Here is a 20,409-nt window from a genome sequence, read left to right on the forward strand (position 1 = left end):
TGTCGGTCATGCTGAGTGGAACATTCCATTACACAATCAGGACCAGAAAATCACCCTTCCGGATTTCGAACACCTTACCCTGAGGGGAAAAGTGTGCGTCTCGTCCTGGCAGGCGGGCGCGTTTGTTCTTCAGAGGTTTGGATAAAGGCATGAGGAGCACGGTTGGCATGAAGGCTCATTCGAGCAGGTTATCTTCGATCAGTTTCGAAGGCTTTCGTCTGGATACGGCGAACGAATGTCTTTGGCGGCAGGACTCCTCCGGCACGACACCCGAGCGGATCGACCTGACGCGCAAGACCTTCGGCGTGTTGCGGTTTCTGATCGAGAATCGCGGTGCGCTGATTACCCATGACGCGCTGCTCGAAGCCGTGTGGCCCGACGTGCACGTGCAGCCCGAAGTCGTGAAGAGCCACATACAGACGATCCGGACACGGCTCGGCGATAGCGCGCAGCGCCCTCGGTACATCGAAACGCTGCGCGGACGCGGCTATCGTTTCGTCGCGCCGGTCGAGATCCCTGCAACGGAACCTGTGCCGGCCGTAAGCGAGGAGAGCTTCGGCCGCTTTGCCGGACGCACGAGCGAACTGCGGCAACTGTGTGCCGCAATGGACCAGGCCCGATGCGGAAACGCTCAGATCGTGGTCGTTGCAGGTGAACCGGGCATCGGCAAGACAGCGTTGCTCAGGCAGTTCGTTGCCGCCCAACGGTCCGGACCTGAGGATGCGTGGGTTGCCGAAGGGCATTGTGTCGAGGGCTATGGGGGCGCGGAGCCGTTTTATCCGGTTCTGCAGGCGCTCGGCCAACTTTGCCAGGGAACCGGCGGCAGCGAAGTCGTGACAGCGCTGGTGACGCTGGCGCCCACGTGGGCATGGCAGCTCCCGGGCCAGGTGGCGAGTCAGGTGCGCGAGTCCCTGCATCGGCAGCTTCCTCACGCGTCGCGCGAACGCATGCTGCGGGAGATCCGGGCCTTGCTGAGCTTTCTGACGCAGATGCGGACGCAAACGCAGCCGCTGCTTCTGATATTCGAAGATCTTCATTGGGCCGACTACTCAACCATCGATTTTCTGGCGGCACTCGCGCGCCAGCCAGGCGCGTTGCGGCTGATGGTGGTCGTCACTTACCGGCCGGACGAGGCGGCGCTGGCCGAACACCCCATCGAGCAACTGCACCACGAGCTTTCGCTGAGAGGCTTATGCCGGGAGCTGGCGCTGGGTCCATTGCCTCGCGGTGCGGTGGTTGCGTGGCTGACAGACCGCGATCACATCGACCCTGCCGAGGAAGAGCTGTCCTATCTCATCGCGCAACGTTGCGGCGGCAATCCACTGTTTATGCGGGCGACCCTTGCCGATCTCGTGGAGCGCAACATGCTCCGCAAGACGGCGACGGGCTGGCGGCCGCTGGCGCCTCTTGCGACGATCGGCGCGGCAGCGCCACACACGATAACCCGGGCGCTCGAAGGTAGAATCCGGCGCCTCGGTGCCGACGAACGGAATGTGCTTGAAGCCGCTAGCGTGGCAGGGCTCTGCTTTTCATCGGCGACCGTGGCCGAGGCCGCGGGTCTGTCAACGGAGCAGTTCGACGATATCTGCGAAGCGTTGGCACGCACGCAACGCTTCATTCAACGTTGCGGGGTGAAGCGCTTACCCGACGGGGGAGCGGCGGCGATGTTCTGTTTCGACCATGCGCTCATTCGTCACGCGTTCTATGGACGTCAAGGGCTGACTCGCCGCTCCCGTTTGCATCGGCAAATCGCGGAACGGCTCGAGGCGATCTACGCTCGCGATCAGCGAGCGGAGGTGGCATACGAGCTCGGACATCATTTCGCCGACGCGAGAGACTGGCTCAAGGCGATTGACTATCTACGCATGGCGCTGCAAACCGCAAAGGTTCGCTTTGCGTATCGCGAGGCGCAGTCGATTCTCGACTTTGCCGCTTCGCTCACCACCAGGTTGCCGGCTGATTTGCGTCCACTGAAAAGCTTTGAGTTTGCCGAGGCGCGCGCGTCGCTTTACGCTGCCGCGCATGATCCGCGCGCCGAGGCCGCCTGGATCGAACTGGAGGAGCAGGCACGCACGATTGGCCGGCTCGATGCGCAATTGCGCGCCATGCTCGGCCTGGCCTACGTCTTTAGCTGGAGCGACAGGCAACGTTGCATCGAGGTGCTGAACGTTGCGCTGGCGCTCAGCGCATCGCATCCCGACCTGCGTGTCAGTGCGCTGGTACGCGTGAGCGCCTACGTACGCCGTATCTGGACCGACGGCTGGTCGCATGCCGATCTGATTGAGTGCGAGACGGCGATGCGTGCGCTGCGCGAGACGGGGGATCCCTTGCTGATCGCCCGGGCGAATATGGAACACAGCATGCTGTGCATCATTTCCACCCGCTATCGCGAAGCGCTCGGCACGGTGCGGGCGAATTATCAGATCCTCTTTGAGCATGCGGTGGAACATCCGGGCTTCGACCTCGCGCGGGCGACGTGGATGGTCCGGCTGGGTACTGCGTGGGCTTATCTCTTCCTTGGAGAGTTGGGGCGGTCGATGGAATCGTTCGACCAGGGTATGGCTTCGTATCACGAGAATGGCGACTATTTTGCGGTCCGCACACTCGAGGTCTATCGGGGTTGGTTGCTCGTGCACACGATGGACTACGAGTCAGTCATTGAAATGTACGAACGCTTCGTGCCGGCTTCAAACTCGTCCGATCGGTTGGTCGAAGCCGACTCCGGCGCGCTGCTGCCCGTGCAACACCGTGCGTGCATCGTGCTCGCGGGCCTCGCGTATATTGGATTGGAGGACGGCGTACGCGCCTCGGTGCTGTTTGCTGAAGCGCAACGGCAACTGGACGCTGCACCCATCATGTTCGACTGGTACTGGCGACTGGCAATCGAATGGGGTACCGCCGAGGCCGCGATGATGGCGGGCGACCATCGCACCGCGCGATCGCGCGGGGAGGCGTTCCTCAAGCTCGCCCTCGCCACCGAAGACCGGACGTGGCAGGCGCTCGCCTGGGAAGTCGTCGCGCGAGAGGCGCTCGCGAGTGGCGATCCGGTCATTGCACGCGAGCACATCAACGCCGCGTTCGCGGCCACGGAAGGCGTCGAAACCCCGCTGGCGGACTGGCGGCTTCACCGCACGGCGGCGGCGATTCACGAGGCCTGCGGCGACGCCGAACAGGCGGATGTGCAACAGCGCCATTTCATGTCGACGCTCGAGCGCCTGTCGAATTCCTTGCCGCGTGGCGCTCAGATCGGCCGGCGTCTGCTCGCTCTTTCAACAAGCTGACACATGCTTCAAACGTGGGACATGGGGCATGAGGTATTAGCCATGAGACATGAGACATGGGGGAGCCATCATGGCGCCAATCCCCCCGCAGGGTGATATCGGCCGACAAGGAGTCGATGCAAGATAAATGAATCTCCCACCGATAGAATCAGCGCGACCCGCAGTGACAAACTCCGGTCCCGCGGTTCATACCGGCAGCGGATCATTTCATGCATGGAGCACTTTCAGGAGAGCCGGGATGAGTAAAAAAGTTGCCGAAATCATTGTGGATACGCTCGCCTCGGCGGGCGTCAAGCATTGCTACGGGATCGTGGGCGACACGCTGAATCTTATTGCTCATCACATCAACGAGAGCGACATCGAGTGGGTCCATGTGCGCCATGAGGAGGCGGGGGCGTTCGCCGCCGAAGCCGAGGCCATGTTGACCGGCAACCTCACGGCCGTGGCGGGAAGCTGCGGCCCTGGCAGCCTTCACTTCATCAATGGCCTCGTGGACGCCAACCGCAATCGGGCGCCGGTCATCCTGATTGCAACCCAGGTCGCGAGCGAGGAACTCGGCTTCAACTTTCCGCAGGAAGTCGACTTCAAGGCGATCTACGGGTCGTGCAGCGTGTTCTGCGACATGATCATTACGCCGGAGCAGGCGCGGCGCAAAACCGTGATTGCCTGCCAGACCGCCATTGCAAAGGGTGGCGTCGCCGTGCTGATCGTTCCGGTAGACATCGCCCATGCTGATGCCAGCGATAACGTCCCGTATTCTGTCCACACGAACGTGCCCGTGGTCCGGCCGAGTGACGCGGACCTCGACCGTGTCGCAGACATCCTCAATTCGGGCGAGAAGATCGCGATCTACGGGGGTTCCGGATGCCGCGGCGCGCACGCCGAAATCATGGCGGTTGCCGAGCGGCTCAAGGCGCCCATTGCGCACACGTCCCGCGCAAAAGACGCGCTGGAACATGACAACCCGTACAACGTCGGCATGACCGGCATTATCGGCGGCGAAGCAGGCTATCTGGCGGTATCCGAATGCGAGACCTTGCTGTTGCTGGGCGCCGACTTCGCGTGGCGGCAGTTCTATCCGGAGAAGGCCAGAATCGTTCAGATCGACATGGCGCCCGACCATCTCGGCCGTCGGCATCCGGTCACGCTTGGGTTGGTTGGCGATATCAAGGCCACGATGGAGGCGTTGCTGCCGCGCCTTGAACCGCGTACGTCGACCGAGTTCCGCGACAAGCTCGTCGAGCGGCATGCACGCGCAGTGGAAACTCACCGGTCGAAGGCCGTTGCGTCCAACCGCGGAACGATTCCGCCCATCTACCTGACCGAGTTGATCAACCGGTACGCAGCGAGCGATGCACTCTTCTGCGCCGACGATGGGACGCCCACGGTCTGGCTTTACCGGCATATCGACACGAACGGAAAACGCCGGGTGTTTTCGAGCCTGCTCCACGGCACGATGGCGGCGGCCCTGCCGATGTCGATGGGCCTGCAGAAATGCCAGCCTGGACGTCAGGTGATCTCCATGTCCGGCGACGGCGGTCTCGCCATGCTGTTCGGTGAACTCATGACGCTCGTGCAGGAGAAGCTGCCCGTCAAGGTGGTGGTGTTCGACAACGGCAAGCTTGGATTTATCGACATCGAGCAGAAGTCCGAAGGCATGCTCCCGCTCTATACGGGCCTGCAAAACCCGGACTTCGGCAAGGTCGCCGAGGCAATCGGCCTGTGGGGACGCACGGTGGCGAAGGCCGATGAACTCGAAGAGGCCGTCATCGCATGGTTGAACGAACCCGGCCCGGCGCTTCTGAACGTCAAGGTCGACACGATGACACTCGTGATGCCGCCGAAGATCGAGTGGGGTGCTGCGTACGGAATGGTTTTGTATTCAGCGAAAGCCATGCTGCAGGGGCAGTCCGCCGATGTGTTCGCCATGATCCGCGAAAATTTATAGGACTTGCTGGAGCAGGGGGGCGGCGGGCGAGTTGATCACCGCCTTTGCGATCGCGCTGAACCGAAGGATCAGCGTGCGCGAAGCGTCCTCATGCCCCTGTTTGGCTGTCTCGCCATGGCAGGAGTAGACTCGCCGGGGTTGCTCCGTGATACCACGCCGATCGTCGCCTTGCGCCGACAAGTGCGCGTGAACAGGAGGAGTCGAAAATACAGTTCGAGTGGCGTCGGGGAATTAAAAAATGCGTCTGTCAAAGGTTGATCTGAATCTCTTCGTTGTCTTCGAAGCCGTCTACAGAACACGAAACCTGACGCGCGCAGCGGAGATGCTGTTCATCACCCAGCCTGCTGTCAGCAATGCGTTGGCGCGGATGCGCAAGGCATTCGACGATCAGCTTTTTGTCAGTACGTCGGCCGGCATGATGCCGACTCCCGTGTCGGAAAACATCATCGGCCAGGTTCGTGAGGCGCTGCAGCTGCTCGACTCGAGTACTCACGTCGGAGGACGCTTCGACCCCGCCACATCCGAGCGTACGTTCCGACTCAGCATGACCGACCTCACAGAGGCGCTCCTTCTGCCCGCGCTGGAGGAGGTGCTACAGCGACTGGCACCCGGCATCCGCATCGAGAGCTACTTCACGACGCGTAAAGAGGTTCCAGAAGCGCTAGCCAGCGGTGCGGTCAATCTTGCGATCGACGCGCCGCTGATTGACGATCCCTACCTCGAGCAGGAGCCGCTGGGCCGCGACCGCTATGCCTGCATGCTGCGTCGCGACCATCCGTTTACAAAGAAGAAGCTGACGATCGATGACTACCTCAGCTTCGGTCATATCCACGTATCCAGCCGCCCCCAGGGATCGGGTCTCGTCGATGCGGAACTGACCAAGCTAGGCGTCAGGCGATCGATTCAGACGCGGGTTCAACACTATCTGGTCGCCCCGTTGATCGCGATGCGAACCGATCTCGTCCTCACGGCCCCCCTCGTGCTCCTCAAGCGCTATGACGCGCGAATCCTGGCGCTGCCGTTCGATCTTCCGGATCTGCAGTCTCATGGCTACTGGCATCGAAGCGTGACTGGGGACCCGGCTCATCGTTGGCTGCGCGAGCAGGTTGGCCGGCTCATGCTGGAAATGAACCAGTAGCTCGGACCCACGGGGCATGTGGCACATTCGGGGCATACATGCCCGGTGTCACGAGAATTTATAGCCGACTATCACAACAATCAATTTCCTGAATGATACGGCGCTGGGTATTCTGCTAGCCATGTTGAAGCGAGGCTGGCATGGCAGAACTCTATCTTGTACGGCATGGTCAGGCGTCTTTCGGAGCTGAAAACTATGACGAGCTATCCCCCTCCGGTCGTACCCAATCAAGTTGGCTCGGCGAGTATTTCGCGCAGGCGCAATTGCGGTTCGATCGCGTTGTCATCGGCACGATGCAGCGGCATCGGCAAACCGCCGACGCCATTCTCGCCGCCATGGGCGGCCCGCAAGTCGAGCTCGCGCAAGACGCGGGTTTGAACGAATACGATTTCGAGGCATTGTTCGCGGCGCTCGGCGATGAGGGTTTGCCGTCAGGTTTGTCGGCCACCAGTTCAAAAAAGGACTTCTACAAAGGGCTCCGGCAAGTGCTGCAGCTCTGGGCCGATGACCGCTTGCCGGGCGTTGTTCCAGAGACATGGCAGCAATTCCAGACGCGTGTCCAGCGTGCGCGCAGCGATATCCAGCGGGCTGGCGGCAGGCGCGTTCTGGTGGTGAGTTCGGGTGGTCCGATCGCAGTCACTGCCCAGCAGGTTCTGCAGACACCCGCCGCGACCGCGATTGCACTGAACCTGCAGATTCGAAACAGCAGCGTTTGCCAATATGTCTTTAACGACAACGCGATGTCGCTGGTCAGTTTCAATTCAGTGCCGCATCTCGAACATGCCGAGAGGCGTGAATTTGTCACCTACGGCTGACCTCAATCCGGATTCCTGCTAGATGAACTACCCCCACGCTCACTTACGTTCGCTGCCCCCCGAGGGGGCCGTTGCCTCCCTTGGGGCGGCCCGGCGGGAGGCAACATGAACCACCCCAGCCTCCAATTCGACATCGAAGATCTCACACGTTATCTGACGGCACACGTGCCTGGGTTTCAAGGGCCGTTGTCCGTCGAGAAATTTTCCGGCGGACAATCCAATCCGACGTTTCTCCTGAAGGCGCAAAGCGGAAGCTACGTGCTGAGGCGTCAACCTCCCGGCGACCTGCTCAAGGCGGCTCATGCGGTTGATCGTGAATTTCGCGTGATATCGGCGCTTGGCCGGACACCGGTCCCTGTCGCCCGTGCTTATCACCTCTGCGAGGACCGTGACGTCATCGGTAGCCTGTTTTACGTCATGAGCTACGAAGACGGGCGAATCTTCTGGAACCCGGCGTTGCCCGACGTACCCGTCGAAGAGCGCGGCGCTATCTACGACGCACTGCTCGGCACAATGGCCGCTCTCCACGACGTGGATATCGACGAAGCCGGATTGTCCGACTACGGCCGCCCAGGCAACTATTTCGAGCGTCAGATCGACGTCTGGACGAGGCAATATCGCGCCGCGCAGACCGATACATTGGAGGCCATGGAGTCGCTGATCGAGTGGCTGCCTGCGCACTGTCCGGCGGAAACCGGAAAGCCTTCGCTCGTGCACGGCGACTTTCGTATCGACAACATCATCTTCATGCGCGATGCACCCCAAGTTCGCGCCCTTCTCGATTGGGAGCTGTCCACGCTCGGCAATCCACTGGCTGACATCGCGTACTTCTGCATGTGTTTGCGGCTTCCGCCCGGCAGCCATATCGCCGGACTCGCAGGCTTGGATCGAGGCGCGTTGGGCGTGCCGGACGAGGCGTCGATTGTCGAGCGGTATTGCGCGCTGCGGGGAATTTCGTCGATTGAGAACTGGAACTTCTACCTGGCGTTCAGCTTCTTCCGGCTCGCCGCTATCGCACAGGGCGTGAAAAAGCGGGCCTTGAGCGGCAACGCATCGAATGAGAAAGCGCGGCAGGTGGGGGAGATGGCCGGAGCGCTTGCGAAGATGGGCATTGACCTGATCTGAAGACAGGCAGGAAATCGGAACGTAGAAATAGGGAGACTGATTGTGGCTACGAATTTGTTTGACCTGAAAGGAAAGATTGCTCTGGTGACGGGCGCGAGCCGGGGTATCGGCGAGGAGATCGCCAAACTGCTCGCCGAGCAGGGCGCCCATGTGATTGTGTCGAGCCGCAAGCTGGAGGATTGTGAATTCGTTGCACGCGAGATCAAGGAAGCGGGCGGGAGCGCCGAAGCATACCCGTGCCACGTGGGGCGTCTCGAGGACATTCTCGCGATCTTCCAGCATATTCGGGCGCGGCATGGCCGTCTGGACATTCTCGTCAACAACGCGGCGACCAATCCGTATTTTGGCCACATTCTCGATACCGATCTGTCGTCCTTCGAAAAGACGGTGGAAGTCAATCTGCGCGGTTACTTCTTCATGTCCGTTGAGGCGGGCAAGTTGATGCGGGAGAACGGCGGCGGCGCGATCGTCAACACGGCTTCGGTCAATGCCTTGCAGCCAGGCGACAGGCAGGGCATCTACTCGATCACCAAGGCCGCCGTTGTCAACATGACGCGGGCCTTCGCGAAGGAGTGCGGGCCGTTGGGGATCCGGGTGAATGCGCTGCTCCCCGGACTGACCAAAACCCGCTTTGCAGGGGCGCTGTTCGCAGATCAGGCCACGTACGAGAGCTGGGTGTCGCAGATTCCGCTGCGACGTCATGCGGAACCTCGCGAGATGGCGGGTACCGTGCTGTATCTGGTGTCCGATGCTGCGAGCTATACCAACGGAGAGTGTGTCGTCGTCGACGGTGGACTGACGATCTAGTCATGGGGTCGAGGCACGGCATTGATCGCGCGGTTGGTCGTGCGGGTTGCCGATTCCTCGACGACATCAATCAGATAAGGAAGAGTAAAAATGGACTTTGCATACAGCCCGAAAGTCGAAGCGCTGCGCACCCAGGTGCGTGCGTTCATGGACACGCACATCGTTCCGCGCATCCGGCAATGGCACGATGAAGTGAGTGCCGGTCAATATCCGGTTTCCTTTATGGAGACCTTGAAGGACAAGGCGCGTGAAGAGGGTCTCTGGAACCTGTTCCTGCCGCATCTGCGCGATGACGAGCCCGGTACCCGCCTGTCCAATCTCGAGTACGCGCCTCTCGCTGAGATCATGGGGCGGGTGTCGTGGGCGTCCGAGGTGTTCAACTGCAATGCGCCGGACACGGGCAATATGGAACTGCTCCATATGTTTGCCACGCCCGCTCAGCGCGAGAAGTGGCTCAAGCCCCTTCTCGACGGCAAGATCCGTTCGGCGTTCGCGATGACGGAGCCAGCGGTGGCCTCTTCGGACGCGACCAATATCACCACATCGATTCGTCGTGACGGGGATGACTATGTCATCGACGGCCGCAAGTGGTTCATCACGAATGCAGCCCATCCGAATTGCCAGATCTTCATCGTGATGGGCAAAACGGATCCGGACGCGCCGAGCCACAGTCAGCAGAGCATGATTCTCGTGCCTCGCGACACACCCGGCGTCAAGGTGATCCGCAATATCCCGGTGGTCAATCACGTGGCGCCGGAAGGCCACTGCGAGATCGAGTTCAAAGGTGTGCGCGTTCCGCGATCGAATCTCCTCGGTGAAGAGGGCAGCGGCTTCGCACTGGCGCAGGCGCGTCTTGGGCCGGGACGGATCCATCACTGCATGCGCTCGATCGGCGCCGCGGAACTGGCGCTCGAGTTGATGGTGGAGCGGGCCCAGGCGCGCACGGCATTCGGCAAGACGCTGTTTGAACACGGGACGGTCGCCGAGTGGATCGCGAAGTCCAGAATCGAGATCGATCAGGCAAGGCTGTTCGTTCTCAAGGCCGCGTGGATGATCGACAACGTGGGTGCGAAGGACGCGCGCAAGGAGATCTCGATGATCAAGGCGCTTGTGCCGAGTGTTCACACAGCCGTTTGCGAGCGGGCGATGCAGGTGTTCGGCGCAATGGGGTTGAGCCCCGACACGCCATTGGCCGATAGCTGGACGTGGGGCCGTGCATTGCGGTTCGCGGATGGCCCAGACGAGGTGCACCTGCAGAGCATTGCACGGATGGAACTTAAGGCGCAGCCCTATGCGCCGGGGAAGGATAATCCTTACCTGACGCCGTCGGTGTAACGGATAGCGCCAGGTTCAAGGCTCGATCTTGCTGAAGAACCTGGCCCGTCCTCATGCGTTCGCGCGTCCGCGCGGTCCGGTCTCGCGCATGAATATAGCGAGCAGCATGGCCAGCACGATGCCACCGAGCAGCCACGAACCGGCTGCCCGGAACGTAGACAGGTTCATTGTGCCGCCGTTCGCATGATGGGCGAGCAGCTTGCCGTACACCGGCGTGAGCAACGCGCTGAACGTGAACACCAGGAAATTGATCGCGCCGCTGGCGCTGCCTTTCACGTTGTCGGGATTGACTTCCTTGATCACCGTGTAGGGCAGCATCGCCGCACCGGAGCCGATGCCGAGCAGCAGGCCGAGCACGTAAGGCGGCGCCACGCCGGCCGGCAGATAGAAAATGCCAGTGGCCGACACAAGCATCAGCAGCGCGCCGCCGATCAACACCGGCTTGCGGCGGCCCAGACGGTCGGACAGGTAGCCTAGCAGCGGGCAGCCGATTACCCAGCCTAGCGGCACCATGCTCGCGCGATTGACGGCCTCTCCATAGCTGACGTCGAGACCGTTGTGCAGGAATGGAATGCCCCAGATCATGTCGCCAATCGTAGTCGGCAGGAACAACAGGCCGGCGCAGAAACCGCAAAGGTAGGACTGCGGATTCGTGAGCACCTGCTTGTACGGCGCGAACATCTTCATCCACGAGCCCTGGCTGGCCGGGCTGTCGTCATGGCCTGCCGGCGTCACGAATAGCACCAGTACCGCGATCACAAAGATCACGAGGCCGGACAGCCACCAGAACTGCTGCCATGTGATGAGGCCGTGAATGAGCGGCGCAACGGCGAACTGACCCGCGGATCCGCCCAGCATGCCGAAGCATTGAGTGAACCCTACCGCCGTCGCAAGAGAGCGGGGAGGAAAGCCGTGCGTGGCGAGATACACCGCGCCGATAAAGCCACACGCCGAACCCGCGCCTTGCAGCAGGCGGCCGACCTGCGCGGCCTCCACGCTGCCCAGGCCGAACAGGACCGCCCCCACAGCAACGAGAACGATGCCGGCCGGAATGACCGCCTTGCCGCCGAGCCGATCGAGTAGTGCACCGCAAAGGATCGAGAACAGCGCATAGGTGTAGTAGTACAGGCCGACAAGCGTGCCCACGCCCAGTGCATCGCGCGCGAACGCCGCACTCAACTCGGGCACCATCACGCCCGGCGCGGAACGCAGCATGTACTGCATGAAGTAGAACGCGGCACAGAAAAGCCAGGCGATGACGAAACCCATGTGGATGGGCTCGCGCTCGGATGGAACATCTACAGTGCTGACGATTTTGCTGGACATGGTTCGATTCCCATTGCGTGGATAACGGTCCCTACACGCTTGCGGACTGCACTACCGGAACAGATTGACCTTTGCGAGGTCGATGAGCTGCTGGCCTCGACCGTCCATGACGGCGCGAAGCATGAACAGCCCGAAGTGGTAAGCCTGGTCGGCGGTGGTCGTGGGAGGCATCACGAGCTCCTGACGTGCGCTTACTACGTCGACGAGCGCCGGACCCGGATGGACGAACGCTTCGCTTAGCGCGCCTTCCAGCTCTGCAGGGTGCTCGACGCGTATGCCTTTGATTCCGATCGCGTTGGCCATCGCAGCGAAGTTCGGATTTTTCAGGTCGCAGCCCGTATCGACGAAGCCACTGGCCTTCATCTCCATTTCCACGAAGCCCAGCGTTCCGTTGTTGAGCACGACGACTTTGACCGGCAAGCCTGCCTGAATCAGCGTGAGAAATTCACCCATCATCATGGTGAAGCCGCCGTCGCCCGACATTGAGATCACCTGCCGGTCCCTGAAAGCGGCCTGCGCGCCGATCGAGTGCAGGAGCGAGTTGGCCATCGAGCCATGATTGAACGAACCGACCAGTCGCCGTTTGCCGTTCATCTTCAGATATCGGGCTGTCCATGCGATGGGGGTGCCGACGTCGCAGGAGAAGATGGCATCCTCGTTGGCGAGTTCGCTGACGAGCCGGGTCACGTATTGCGGATGAATGATGCTGCTGCCCGGTTCCTGCTCAGCCAGCGAATCCAGATTCGCGCGCGCCTTGCGATAGTCGTCGAGCGCACGATTCAGGAAGCTGCTGTCCGTATTCTCCCGAATCATTGGAAGAAGTTCGCTGAGCGTATCCTTGACCGTTCCCAATACGCCAAGCTTGATCGGGCATCGATTGCCGAGGGCTTCTGCCCTTGTATCGACTTGCGCGATCGTCACCCCCTCCGGATAGAACTGTCGATAAGGAAAGTCGGTGCCTAACATCAGGAGCATGTCGCAGCTCTTCATCGCGGAGTACCCGGAGGAGAACCCGACAAGACCTGTCATTCCCACATCGAACGGGTTGTCGTATTCGATGTACTCCTTTCCTCGCAGCGAGTGCACGATCGGCGCTTGCAACTTGCGGGCGAGTTCTACAACTTCCGCGTGCGAATCCTTGCAACCCGCTCCACAAAGCAAGGTCACGCGCGACGACTGGTTCAACAGAAGCGCGAGTTTCGCGATGTCGGCGTCCGCCGGGCGAATCATTGGAGCGGACGGTGCGCTCCAGTTCGGCACAGGTTTTGTGAGCGGCCCAAGTGCCACGTTGCCAGGTATGACGACAACAGCGACGCCTTTACGCGCAACGGCCGTCCGGATCGCACGGCCCAGAATTTGCGGCAGCTGGTCGGGGTGGGTGACGAGTTCGACGTAGTGACTACATTCCTTGAACAGCACTTCGGGATGGGTCGACTGAAAATAGTCGATGCCGATTTCCGAACTTGGAATATGTGCGGCGATAGCGAGAACAGGAACGCCGCTGCGTTGGCAGTCGAACAAGCCGTTGATGAGGTGCAGGTTTCCCGGGCCGCAGCTCCCGCAACAGACAGCGAGTTGCCCCGTGAGATGCGCCTCGGCGCCGGCGGCGAAAGCCGCGCTTTCCTCATGCCGCATGTGAACCCATTCAATGGAACCTTCCCGGCGCAGGGAATCCGTGAAGCCGTTCAGCGAATCTCCCACCACACCGAATACACGCTTTACGCCCGCGTTTACCAGTGCACCTACCATGTAGTCGGCAGCTATCGTTGCCATTTCACATCTCCATAGATTAAGAATTGCTACGGATCGGATGCGGTCTGGTCAGACGAAAGAAACGCATCCCGCGTGAGCGCGTCGTCCAATTGAAATGGGACGATGGAAAGTCTGTTTCGTTATGCGACGTTCCGGATGGTAGTTGGCTACCCTGGAGGCGGCTATTACATGAAGCTGGTATCGGCGCAGCGAGTCAATCAGCGCTCGACGCATGTCGGGCAATGAGGCCGGGCACTCGAACGTGCCGCGAGCTATCGCACTACATAAACATGCAATGTCCCATTCGGGAACAACGCTTTATGTTGCGGCTGTGGACGTTAGACCCAGGCTGTAACGCCCGTGCGGCACGGTGAAACTCGCGCTCAAGTTGCCTGAGGAAGCCGGTCGCATCCGTCTGGCCGATGCAGCATCGACTCGACTCATCCACTAACCGGACGCCGGCGCGGCTGCCTTCGTGCAACCGTGCGGGTCCCTTGCACTCTCGAAAAATGGAGCTACTCATGGCCTATGAACTGTTGACACCCGACACGTGCGCACTCGCACTTATTGATCATCAGCCGCAGATGTTTTTCGGCACGCACTCGCACGAGCGCACGACCATCCTGCACAACGTCCAGATCCTCGCGAAGAGCGCGAAGCTCTTCAAGGTGCCGACCGTTCTGACGACGGTCGCGGCCGACTCTTTTAGCGGCCATCTGCTGCCGGAAGTGCAGTCGGTGTTTCCGGAGAAAACGCCAATCGACCGCACGTCGATGAACTCATGGGAAGACAAGGGTTTTCGCGACGCGATCAAAGCGACGGGCCGCAAGAAAATCGTGATCGCCGGCCTGTGGACGGAAGTGTGCGTTGCTTTCCCGAGCGTGCAGATGCTCGCCGAAGGCTTCGAAATCTACGTGCCGACGGACGCCTGCGGTGACATCACAGAAGAAGCTCATCAGCGCGCCGTACAACGCGTCGTCCAGGCGGGTGCGGTGCCGATGACGTCCGTGCAGTTCCTGTGCGAACTGCAACGCGACTGGGCGCGCGGCGAAACCTACGACGGCTGCATGGAGATCTTCAAGGCGCACACCGCGTATGGCATCGGCGTGCGCTACGCGAAGCAGATTTTCGGCGAACACGGGAACAAGGCGGGCTGATCCCGGCTGAGCGCGCAACGAAATTCCTCCACGCCATGCGTTTCACGCGCGCCGCCGCTTTCGCCGCGCGTGAAACGCGTCTGACCAAACATCACGGAGAGCGACGATGACCGCACCGATTCAGCCCAGCCGCATTGCGGACCTGGTGATCTATAACGGCAAGATTGCGACGCAGGACGACAAGCGTTCGTTCGTGACGGCGCTGGCCATCGCGAAGGGCGAGATCGTTGCGAGCGGCAACGATCACGACATGATGCAATGGGCGAACGAGTCCACGCGCCGCATCGATCTGAAGGGACGCACGGTCGTTCCCGGTCTCAACGATTCACATCTTCACATCATTCGCGGCGGGTTGAATTTCAATCTTGAACTGCGCTGGGATGGTGTGCCGTCGCTGCGCGACGCGCTCGAGATGCTGCGCGCGCAGGTCGCGCGCACGCCCGCGCCGCAATGGGTGCGTGTTATCGGTGGATGGAACGAATTTCAGTTTGCGGAAAAACGCGGGCCGACGCTTGAGGAGATCAACGCGATCGCGCCGGATACGCCCGTCTTCATCCTGCATCTTTACGACAGCGCGCTGCTGAACGCCGCCGCGCTGCGTGCGGTCGGCTATGACCGTGATACGCAGAATCCGCCGGGCGGCGAGATCCAGCACGACCGCCGCGGCAATCCGACCGGCATGCTGATCGCGCGTCCGAATGCGGGTCTGCTGTACGCGACGCTCGCAAAAGGACCGAAGCTGCCGTTCGACGACCAGTTGAATTCATCGCGCCAGTTCATGCGCGAACTCAACCGCCTTGGCGTGACGAGCGCGATCGACGCAGGCGGTGGCTACCAGTCTTATCCCGACGACTACGCCGTCATCATGGAACTCGCGAAGCGTAACGAGCTGACTGTACGAATCGCGTACAACCTGTTCACGCAGAACGCGAAGAAGGAAGTCGAAGACTTCGCGAAGTGGGTCAAGGTCACCAAACCGGGTGACGGCGACGATTTTCTGAAGATGAACGGCGCAGGCGAGATGCTCGTGTTCTCCGGCGCGGACTTCGAAGATTTTCTGGAGCCGCGTCCGGACTTGCCGGACGTGATGGAAAGCGAACTCGAAGCCGTCGTGCGGCTCCTCGTGCAGAACCGTTGGCCGTTCCGGCTGCATGCAACCTACGACGAATCGATCGAACGCTTCCTCAACGTGTTCGAGCGTGTCAACCTGGATACGCCGTTCGGTGGCCTGCGGTGGTTTTTCGACCACTGCGAAACGATTTCGGCGCGCAACATCGACCGCATTGCCGCACTGGGCGGCGGCATCGCCGTCCAGCACCGGATGGCGTATCAGGGCGAATACTTCATTTCCCGCTATGGCGCCGAAGCCGCCGCGCATACGCCGCCTGTGCGTAAGATGCTCGCGGCCGGGCTGCCGGTCGGCGCGGGGACGGACGCGACGCGCGTCGCGAGCTTCAATCCGTTCGTTTCGCTGTACTGGCTTGTTTCGGGGCGCACGGTGGGTGGCACGCTGATGTACGCCGCGCAGGACCGGCTGGATCGCATGGAGGCACTGCGCCGCTATACGGTGGGTAGCGCATGGTTCTCGAATGAAGAGACGAAGAAGGGCGCGCTCGTGCCTGGCCAGCTTGCCGATTTCGCGGTGCTGAGCGACGACTATTTCACAATGGAAGAAGACGGCATCAGGCATCTGACCTCGGTGCTGACGGCGGTCAATGGGCGGATTGTCTACGCGGCCGAAGAGTTCGAAACGTTCGACCCGCCTGCGCTGCCCGTTAGCCCCACGTGGTCGCCCGTCGCGGAGTACGGCGGCTATGCGCGCTATCGTCCTGCGGCGCCGCTCGTGCAGTCGTGCAACGACGCGTGCGTGAACCTGTGCGGTGTGCATCGTCACGCGCATGCGTGGGCATGGCGCAGCAACGTGCCCGCCGGCGATGCGAATGCGTTCTGGGGCGCGCTCGGTTGCAGTTGTTTCGCGTTCTAGGCGCAGGCAGGCGATGAAGCGTTTTCTCACTCCTGATGTGGCGCTGCTGTTTCTGCGCGTCACCGCGAGCGTGCTCGTGCTGCTCGTGCATGGATTGCCAAAGGCGATCCACTACGCGAGCCAGATCGAGGCAATCGAAGACCCGATGCATTTCGGCAAGACGCTGACGCTCGGTTTTGCGATCTTCGCGGAGCTCGTGTGCCCGCTGCTGATGATCGCAGGCATCGCGACGCGGCTTGCCGCGCTGCCGATCATGCTGGTCTGCATGGTCGCGCTGGGTCTCGTGCATCGCGAATGGACGTTGGACCAGGCGCAATTCGCGTGGATGCTGCTGATCATGTTCGGAACCATCGCGATCGGCGGTGCGGGACGCTACAGGATTGCGCTGCGGCCCCAGTCCGGGCAACGGCAAGCCTGAGCGCACGGCGCGTTTGCCGCGGCGCGTGAGGAGTGAACTATGTCATATCTGATTGCATTGGGTGCGGGCCTCGTGGTCGGCCTGCTGTATTTCCTTGTGCGCGTGCAATCGCCCGCGCCTCCGCTGATTGCGCTTGCGGGGTTGCTTGGCATTGTGATTGGCGAGCATGCGATTCCGTTCGTGCAGGCGCGCATACGCACGCCCGATGCGCAAACGCAAGGTGCACCGCCTGTCGCCAGCACCAAGCCGACTCCGCTATGCAACGAGGATCGATAGGCGCGGCAGGCGGCGCACAACCGGATGTTGCGCACACTGCCGCTCGCCGCGTTGTGTGTGCTCGCTGTGCTGGTGCGCAGGACGGGCACGCCAAAGGTCGGAATCTGATTGTGCCGCACAACGCTGCGGCATCCCTTACCAGCCAGGAGTGTTTTTTATGAGTACCGTCAAGATGGTTCGAGTGTTGCGGGCCACTGTCGTTTCGATTGTGTCGATCACGGCGCTCGGCATGGCGCTGGGCGGCTCGCCGGCTTTCGCCGAGACCGATCATCAGAACATAGGCAAGAGCCTGCCGGTCGTGTCAGTCGGTCCGCAGTACGACACGACGCACGTTTATGTGGCGAGCCAGGACATCGACGCGTTCGTCGACAGTTTTATCGCGACGTTCGGCGGCACTGCTTCGCCGCGCGCCGTGTTCACGGTCACGCCGACGCCGAGCAGGACGGCTTCGCAATACGTGCGCACGCCTGTCGGCATGCTGTCGGTGTTCGCATTCCAGACACCGATACCGTATCCGTTCGGCAGCGAGCGCACGGGTTATCTCGTCACCGACATGGACAAGGCCGTGCGTGCTGCGCGCGCCGCGGGCGCGGACGTGATCGTCGATACGTTCGACGATCCGATCGGCAAGGACGCGGTGATCCAATGGCCCGGCGGCCTGAACATGCAGTTGTACTGGCATACCAAGGCGCCTTCGTATGATCCGCTGGAGACGGTGCCCGACAATCGCATCTATGTGTCCGCACAATCCGCAGATAATTTCATCAGGCGCTTTGTGCGTTTCTCGCACGGCAAGGTCGTGTCCGACAACCGTCACGCGGACGGTGGCGAAATCGGCCGGCCCGGCGAGACGATCCGGCGCGTACGCATCACGTCCGGCTTCGGCACCATGCTCGTGTTCGTGACCGACGGCAAGCTGCCTTATCCGTTCGGCCGCGAGGTCACCGGCTATCTGGTCGCCGATCTCGACGCGACGCTCGCGAAGGCGCAGGGCGTCGGCGTGAAGGTGTTGTCGCCGGCGAACAGGACGGTTGAAGGGCGCACGGCGATCGTCGAGTTTCCCGGCGGATATGTCGCCGAGATTCACGAACTGTCCAAATGATGGCGCGTCGATCGCTGAGGCGCGCGACGTCGAAGGTGGCCGCCTGCGCTGCGCTCGCCGTGTGCGGATGGGCAGACGGCGCGAGCGCGTTCGCCGCCGATAACACGGCGGATGTGGACGCGGCCGCGGCCGCTGCGCCTCAATGCACCGCGAAACGGCCGTCGGCGCTATCGTTCAACCGCTGGCAGGAAGACTGGTCGGCGTTGGCCAATCCGTGCGTGGCGCGCGAACCGTTCGATGCGCTCAAGTACATCTCGCCCGGCAGCGATCCGTCGACCTATCTGTCGCTCGGCGCGACCCTGCGTGAACGCTTCGAGCTGAACAACACGCCACTCTTCGGGCTCGGCGCCGCGCGGCCCGACAGCTACGTGATCGAGCGCGCCGAAGTGCATGCCGATGCGCGCATCGGCCAGCATGTGCAGGCGTTTTTTCAACTCGAGGATGCGCGGCCCTTCGGCAAGGATGCCGTTTCGCCGGTCGACAGGAATCCGCTCGATATCGAGCAGGCGTTCGTCGCGTTCGTCTATGGCGTAGGCAGCGGCACGTTCAAGGCACGCGTCGGCCGGCAAGAGATGGCGTTCGACTTGCAGCGGTTCGTCTCGGTGCGCGACGGGCCGAACGTGCGTCAGGCGTTCGACGCGCTGTGGGCCGACTATGAAATCGACAAATGGCGCTTCATCGGCTATATGACCCAGCCCGTGCAGAATCGCGAAGTCAAGGCCTTCGACGATGTGTCGAATCGGCATCTCACGTTCAGCGGCGTACGCGTGGAACGTGCGAACACGGGACCGGGCGATCTGTCAGCGTACTGGTCGCGCTACAACCGCGACAACGCACGCTTTCTCGATGCGGCAGGCACCGAGCATCGCGATGTATTCGACGTGCGTTACGCGGGCAAGGTTACGCCGTTCGATTGGGATGCCGAATCGATGGTACAGACGGGGCACGTCGGCAAGGACACCATCGGCGCGTGGGCGTTCGGGGTGCTGGGCGGCTATACGCTCGCAACGGTGGCGGGCTCGCCGCGTGTCGGTTTGCAGATCGACGGCGCATCGGGCGACCGGCATCCCGGCGACGGCCGCGTCGAAACCTTCAATCCGTTGTTTCCGAACGGCTACTACTTCACGCTCGCGGGCTACGCCGGCTACAGCAACCTGATTCACGTGAAGCCGTCGATCACCCTCAAGGTATCGCCGAAGCTCACGTTACTGACGGCACTCGGTTTCCAGTGGCGCGCGACGACAGCCGATGCGATCTACGGTCAGGGGATGGCCGTGGTGCCTGGCACGACGGGGAAGGGAACCCGGTGGACAGGGATGTATGCGCAGATTCGCGCCGACTGGCTCGTCAGCCCGAACGTTGCGCTCGCGCTGGAAGCGGTGCACTTCGAAGTTGGCGATTCGATCCGCGCGTTAGGGGCGCGCAATGCGGACTATCTCGGCATCGAAGCGAAGTTCGGATGGTGACCGATGACAGGAGCGGGTCCGCTCAACGCTTCGACCGGATCTGAACCGTCAGAAGCCTTCGTCCAGAGAGACCGCTTCGAGGACCGTGGCCAGAATCATCGCTTCGATGTTTAGTGGTGTAGGTTGAACCCGCTTGGGTCGATACACGGCATTGCCTCTTGTGATGGCCTGGCCACTCAGGGCGCAAACCCCGGCTTTCTTCGCAACGCAGCGCCGCCAATGCTGTTCGCCGTAGCAACAGGATGTCGCGTCGCTCCACGCGACCGTTGCCGAGGTGCGCCCGCGACGCTCCAGCACCCGGATGACGCATTTGCGGAAGTCGCTTTCGCTGCCCTTCGGGCGGAAGCAACTGGACACAACAGGCGCCTGTGTTTCACCTTCGTTCGAGAGGAGCGCCATTGTTGACTGCCACGTTCTGTCTGTTTCAAAGGGAGCTTGCATGATGTGGTTCCTCGATTCTCGTTAGAGCTAACCCTCGA

16 protein-coding genes are annotated in these 20,409 nt (G+C 61.6%); 13 read left to right on the forward strand and 3 right to left on the reverse strand.

Features of this window, described 5'->3' with window-relative positions:
* Window positions 1-167: 167 nt before the first annotated feature.
* The 7 genes from M0D64_RS11460 (at window position 168) to M0D64_RS11490 (ending at window position 10,449) form a co-directional block, all read left to right on the forward strand.
* Complete coding sequence (locus tag M0D64_RS11460; RefSeq protein WP_266257767.1) at window positions 168-3,281, forward strand: AAA family ATPase; 3,114 nt, start codon at window positions 168-170, stop codon at window positions 3,279-3,281.
* A 238-nt stretch (window positions 3,282-3,519) separates the two neighbouring features.
* On the forward strand, window positions 3,520-5,229 hold the full coding sequence (locus tag M0D64_RS11465) for a thiamine pyrophosphate-dependent enzyme (protein WP_154559783.1): 1,710 nt from the start codon (window positions 3,520-3,522) through the stop codon (window positions 5,227-5,229).
* A gap of 238 nt (window positions 5,230-5,467) precedes the next feature.
* Entirely contained in the window at window positions 5,468-6,367 is a 900-nt protein-coding gene (locus M0D64_RS11470) for a LysR family transcriptional regulator (protein ID WP_266257768.1), read from the forward strand.
* 140 nt (window positions 6,368-6,507) lie between these two features.
* Complete coding sequence (locus M0D64_RS11475; protein ID WP_266257769.1) at window positions 6,508-7,182, forward strand: histidine phosphatase family protein; 675 nt, start codon at window positions 6,508-6,510, stop codon at window positions 7,180-7,182.
* Between the two features lie 105 nt (window positions 7,183-7,287).
* A complete protein-coding gene (locus tag M0D64_RS11480; RefSeq protein WP_266257770.1) occupies window positions 7,288-8,307 on the forward strand; it encodes a phosphotransferase in 1,020 nt (339 codons plus the stop codon).
* 42 nt (window positions 8,308-8,349) lie between these two features.
* On the forward strand, window positions 8,350-9,114 hold the full coding sequence (locus M0D64_RS11485) for an SDR family oxidoreductase (protein ID WP_266257771.1): 765 nt from the start codon (window positions 8,350-8,352) through the stop codon (window positions 9,112-9,114).
* 90 nt (window positions 9,115-9,204) lie between these two features.
* The gene (locus M0D64_RS11490; RefSeq protein ID WP_266236762.1) at window positions 9,205-10,449 is read left to right on the forward strand and encodes an acyl-CoA dehydrogenase family protein; all 1,245 of its coding nucleotides are present in this window, start codon (window positions 9,205-9,207) and stop codon (window positions 10,447-10,449) included.
* Between the two features lie 51 nt (window positions 10,450-10,500).
* Here the strand turns inward: M0D64_RS11490 and M0D64_RS11495 are convergent, their stop codons facing one another.
* Together M0D64_RS11495 and poxB are read right to left on the reverse strand one after the other, a co-directional pair.
* On the reverse strand, window positions 10,501-11,775 hold the full coding sequence (locus M0D64_RS11495) for an MFS transporter (RefSeq protein WP_266257772.1): 1,275 nt from the start codon (window positions 11,773-11,775) through the stop codon (window positions 10,501-10,503).
* A gap of 51 nt (window positions 11,776-11,826) precedes the next feature.
* The gene (gene poxB / locus M0D64_RS11500; protein ID WP_266257773.1) at window positions 11,827-13,548 is read right to left on the reverse strand and encodes a ubiquinone-dependent pyruvate dehydrogenase; all 1,722 of its coding nucleotides are present in this window, start codon (window positions 13,546-13,548) and stop codon (window positions 11,827-11,829) included.
* Between the two features lie 500 nt (window positions 13,549-14,048).
* Between poxB and M0D64_RS11505 the strand changes: the two genes are divergently transcribed.
* The 6 genes from M0D64_RS11505 to M0D64_RS11530 all read left to right on the forward strand — a co-directional run bounded on the left by M0D64_RS11505 (window position 14,049) and on the right by M0D64_RS11530 (window position 19,930).
* On the forward strand, window positions 14,049-14,684 hold the full coding sequence (locus tag M0D64_RS11505) for a hydrolase (protein WP_154559791.1): 636 nt from the start codon (window positions 14,049-14,051) through the stop codon (window positions 14,682-14,684).
* 106 nt (window positions 14,685-14,790) lie between these two features.
* On the forward strand, window positions 14,791-16,668 hold the full coding sequence (locus M0D64_RS11510) for an amidohydrolase (protein ID WP_266257774.1): 1,878 nt from the start codon (window positions 14,791-14,793) through the stop codon (window positions 16,666-16,668).
* A gap of 13 nt (window positions 16,669-16,681) precedes the next feature.
* The gene (locus tag M0D64_RS11515) at window positions 16,682-17,086 is read left to right on the forward strand and encodes a DoxX family protein (protein ID WP_266257775.1); all 405 of its coding nucleotides are present in this window, start codon (window positions 16,682-16,684) and stop codon (window positions 17,084-17,086) included.
* Between the two features lie 39 nt (window positions 17,087-17,125).
* Window positions 17,126-17,362 carry a DUF1427 family protein gene (locus M0D64_RS11520; protein WP_154559794.1) on the forward strand — a complete coding sequence of 79 codons (237 nt, stop codon included), beginning with the start codon at window positions 17,126-17,128 and terminating at the stop codon, window positions 17,360-17,362.
* 157 nt (window positions 17,363-17,519) lie between these two features.
* Window positions 17,520-18,464, forward strand: a complete 945-nt coding sequence (locus M0D64_RS11525; protein ID WP_266257776.1) for a VOC family protein — start codon at window positions 17,520-17,522, stop codon at window positions 18,462-18,464.
* Window positions 18,461-19,930 (forward strand): alginate export family protein, encoded by a 1,470-nt coding sequence (locus M0D64_RS11530; protein ID WP_266257777.1) that lies wholly within the window; start codon window positions 18,461-18,463, stop codon window positions 19,928-19,930. The genes M0D64_RS11525 and M0D64_RS11530 overlap by 4 nt, the downstream gene beginning before the upstream one ends.
* Window positions 19,931-19,978: 48 nt before the next feature.
* On the opposite strand, the gene M0D64_RS11535 is transcribed toward M0D64_RS11530, so the two are convergent.
* Window positions 19,979-20,371, reverse strand: a complete 393-nt coding sequence (locus M0D64_RS11535) for a DUF3331 domain-containing protein (protein ID WP_154559797.1) — start codon at window positions 20,369-20,371, stop codon at window positions 19,979-19,981.
* Window positions 20,372-20,409 lie beyond the last annotated feature (38 nt).

This window comes from Paraburkholderia sp. WS6, from assembly GCF_030464835.1.
GTDB classification, from domain to species: Bacteria; Pseudomonadota; Gammaproteobacteria; order Burkholderiales; family Burkholderiaceae; genus Paraburkholderia; species Paraburkholderia madseniana.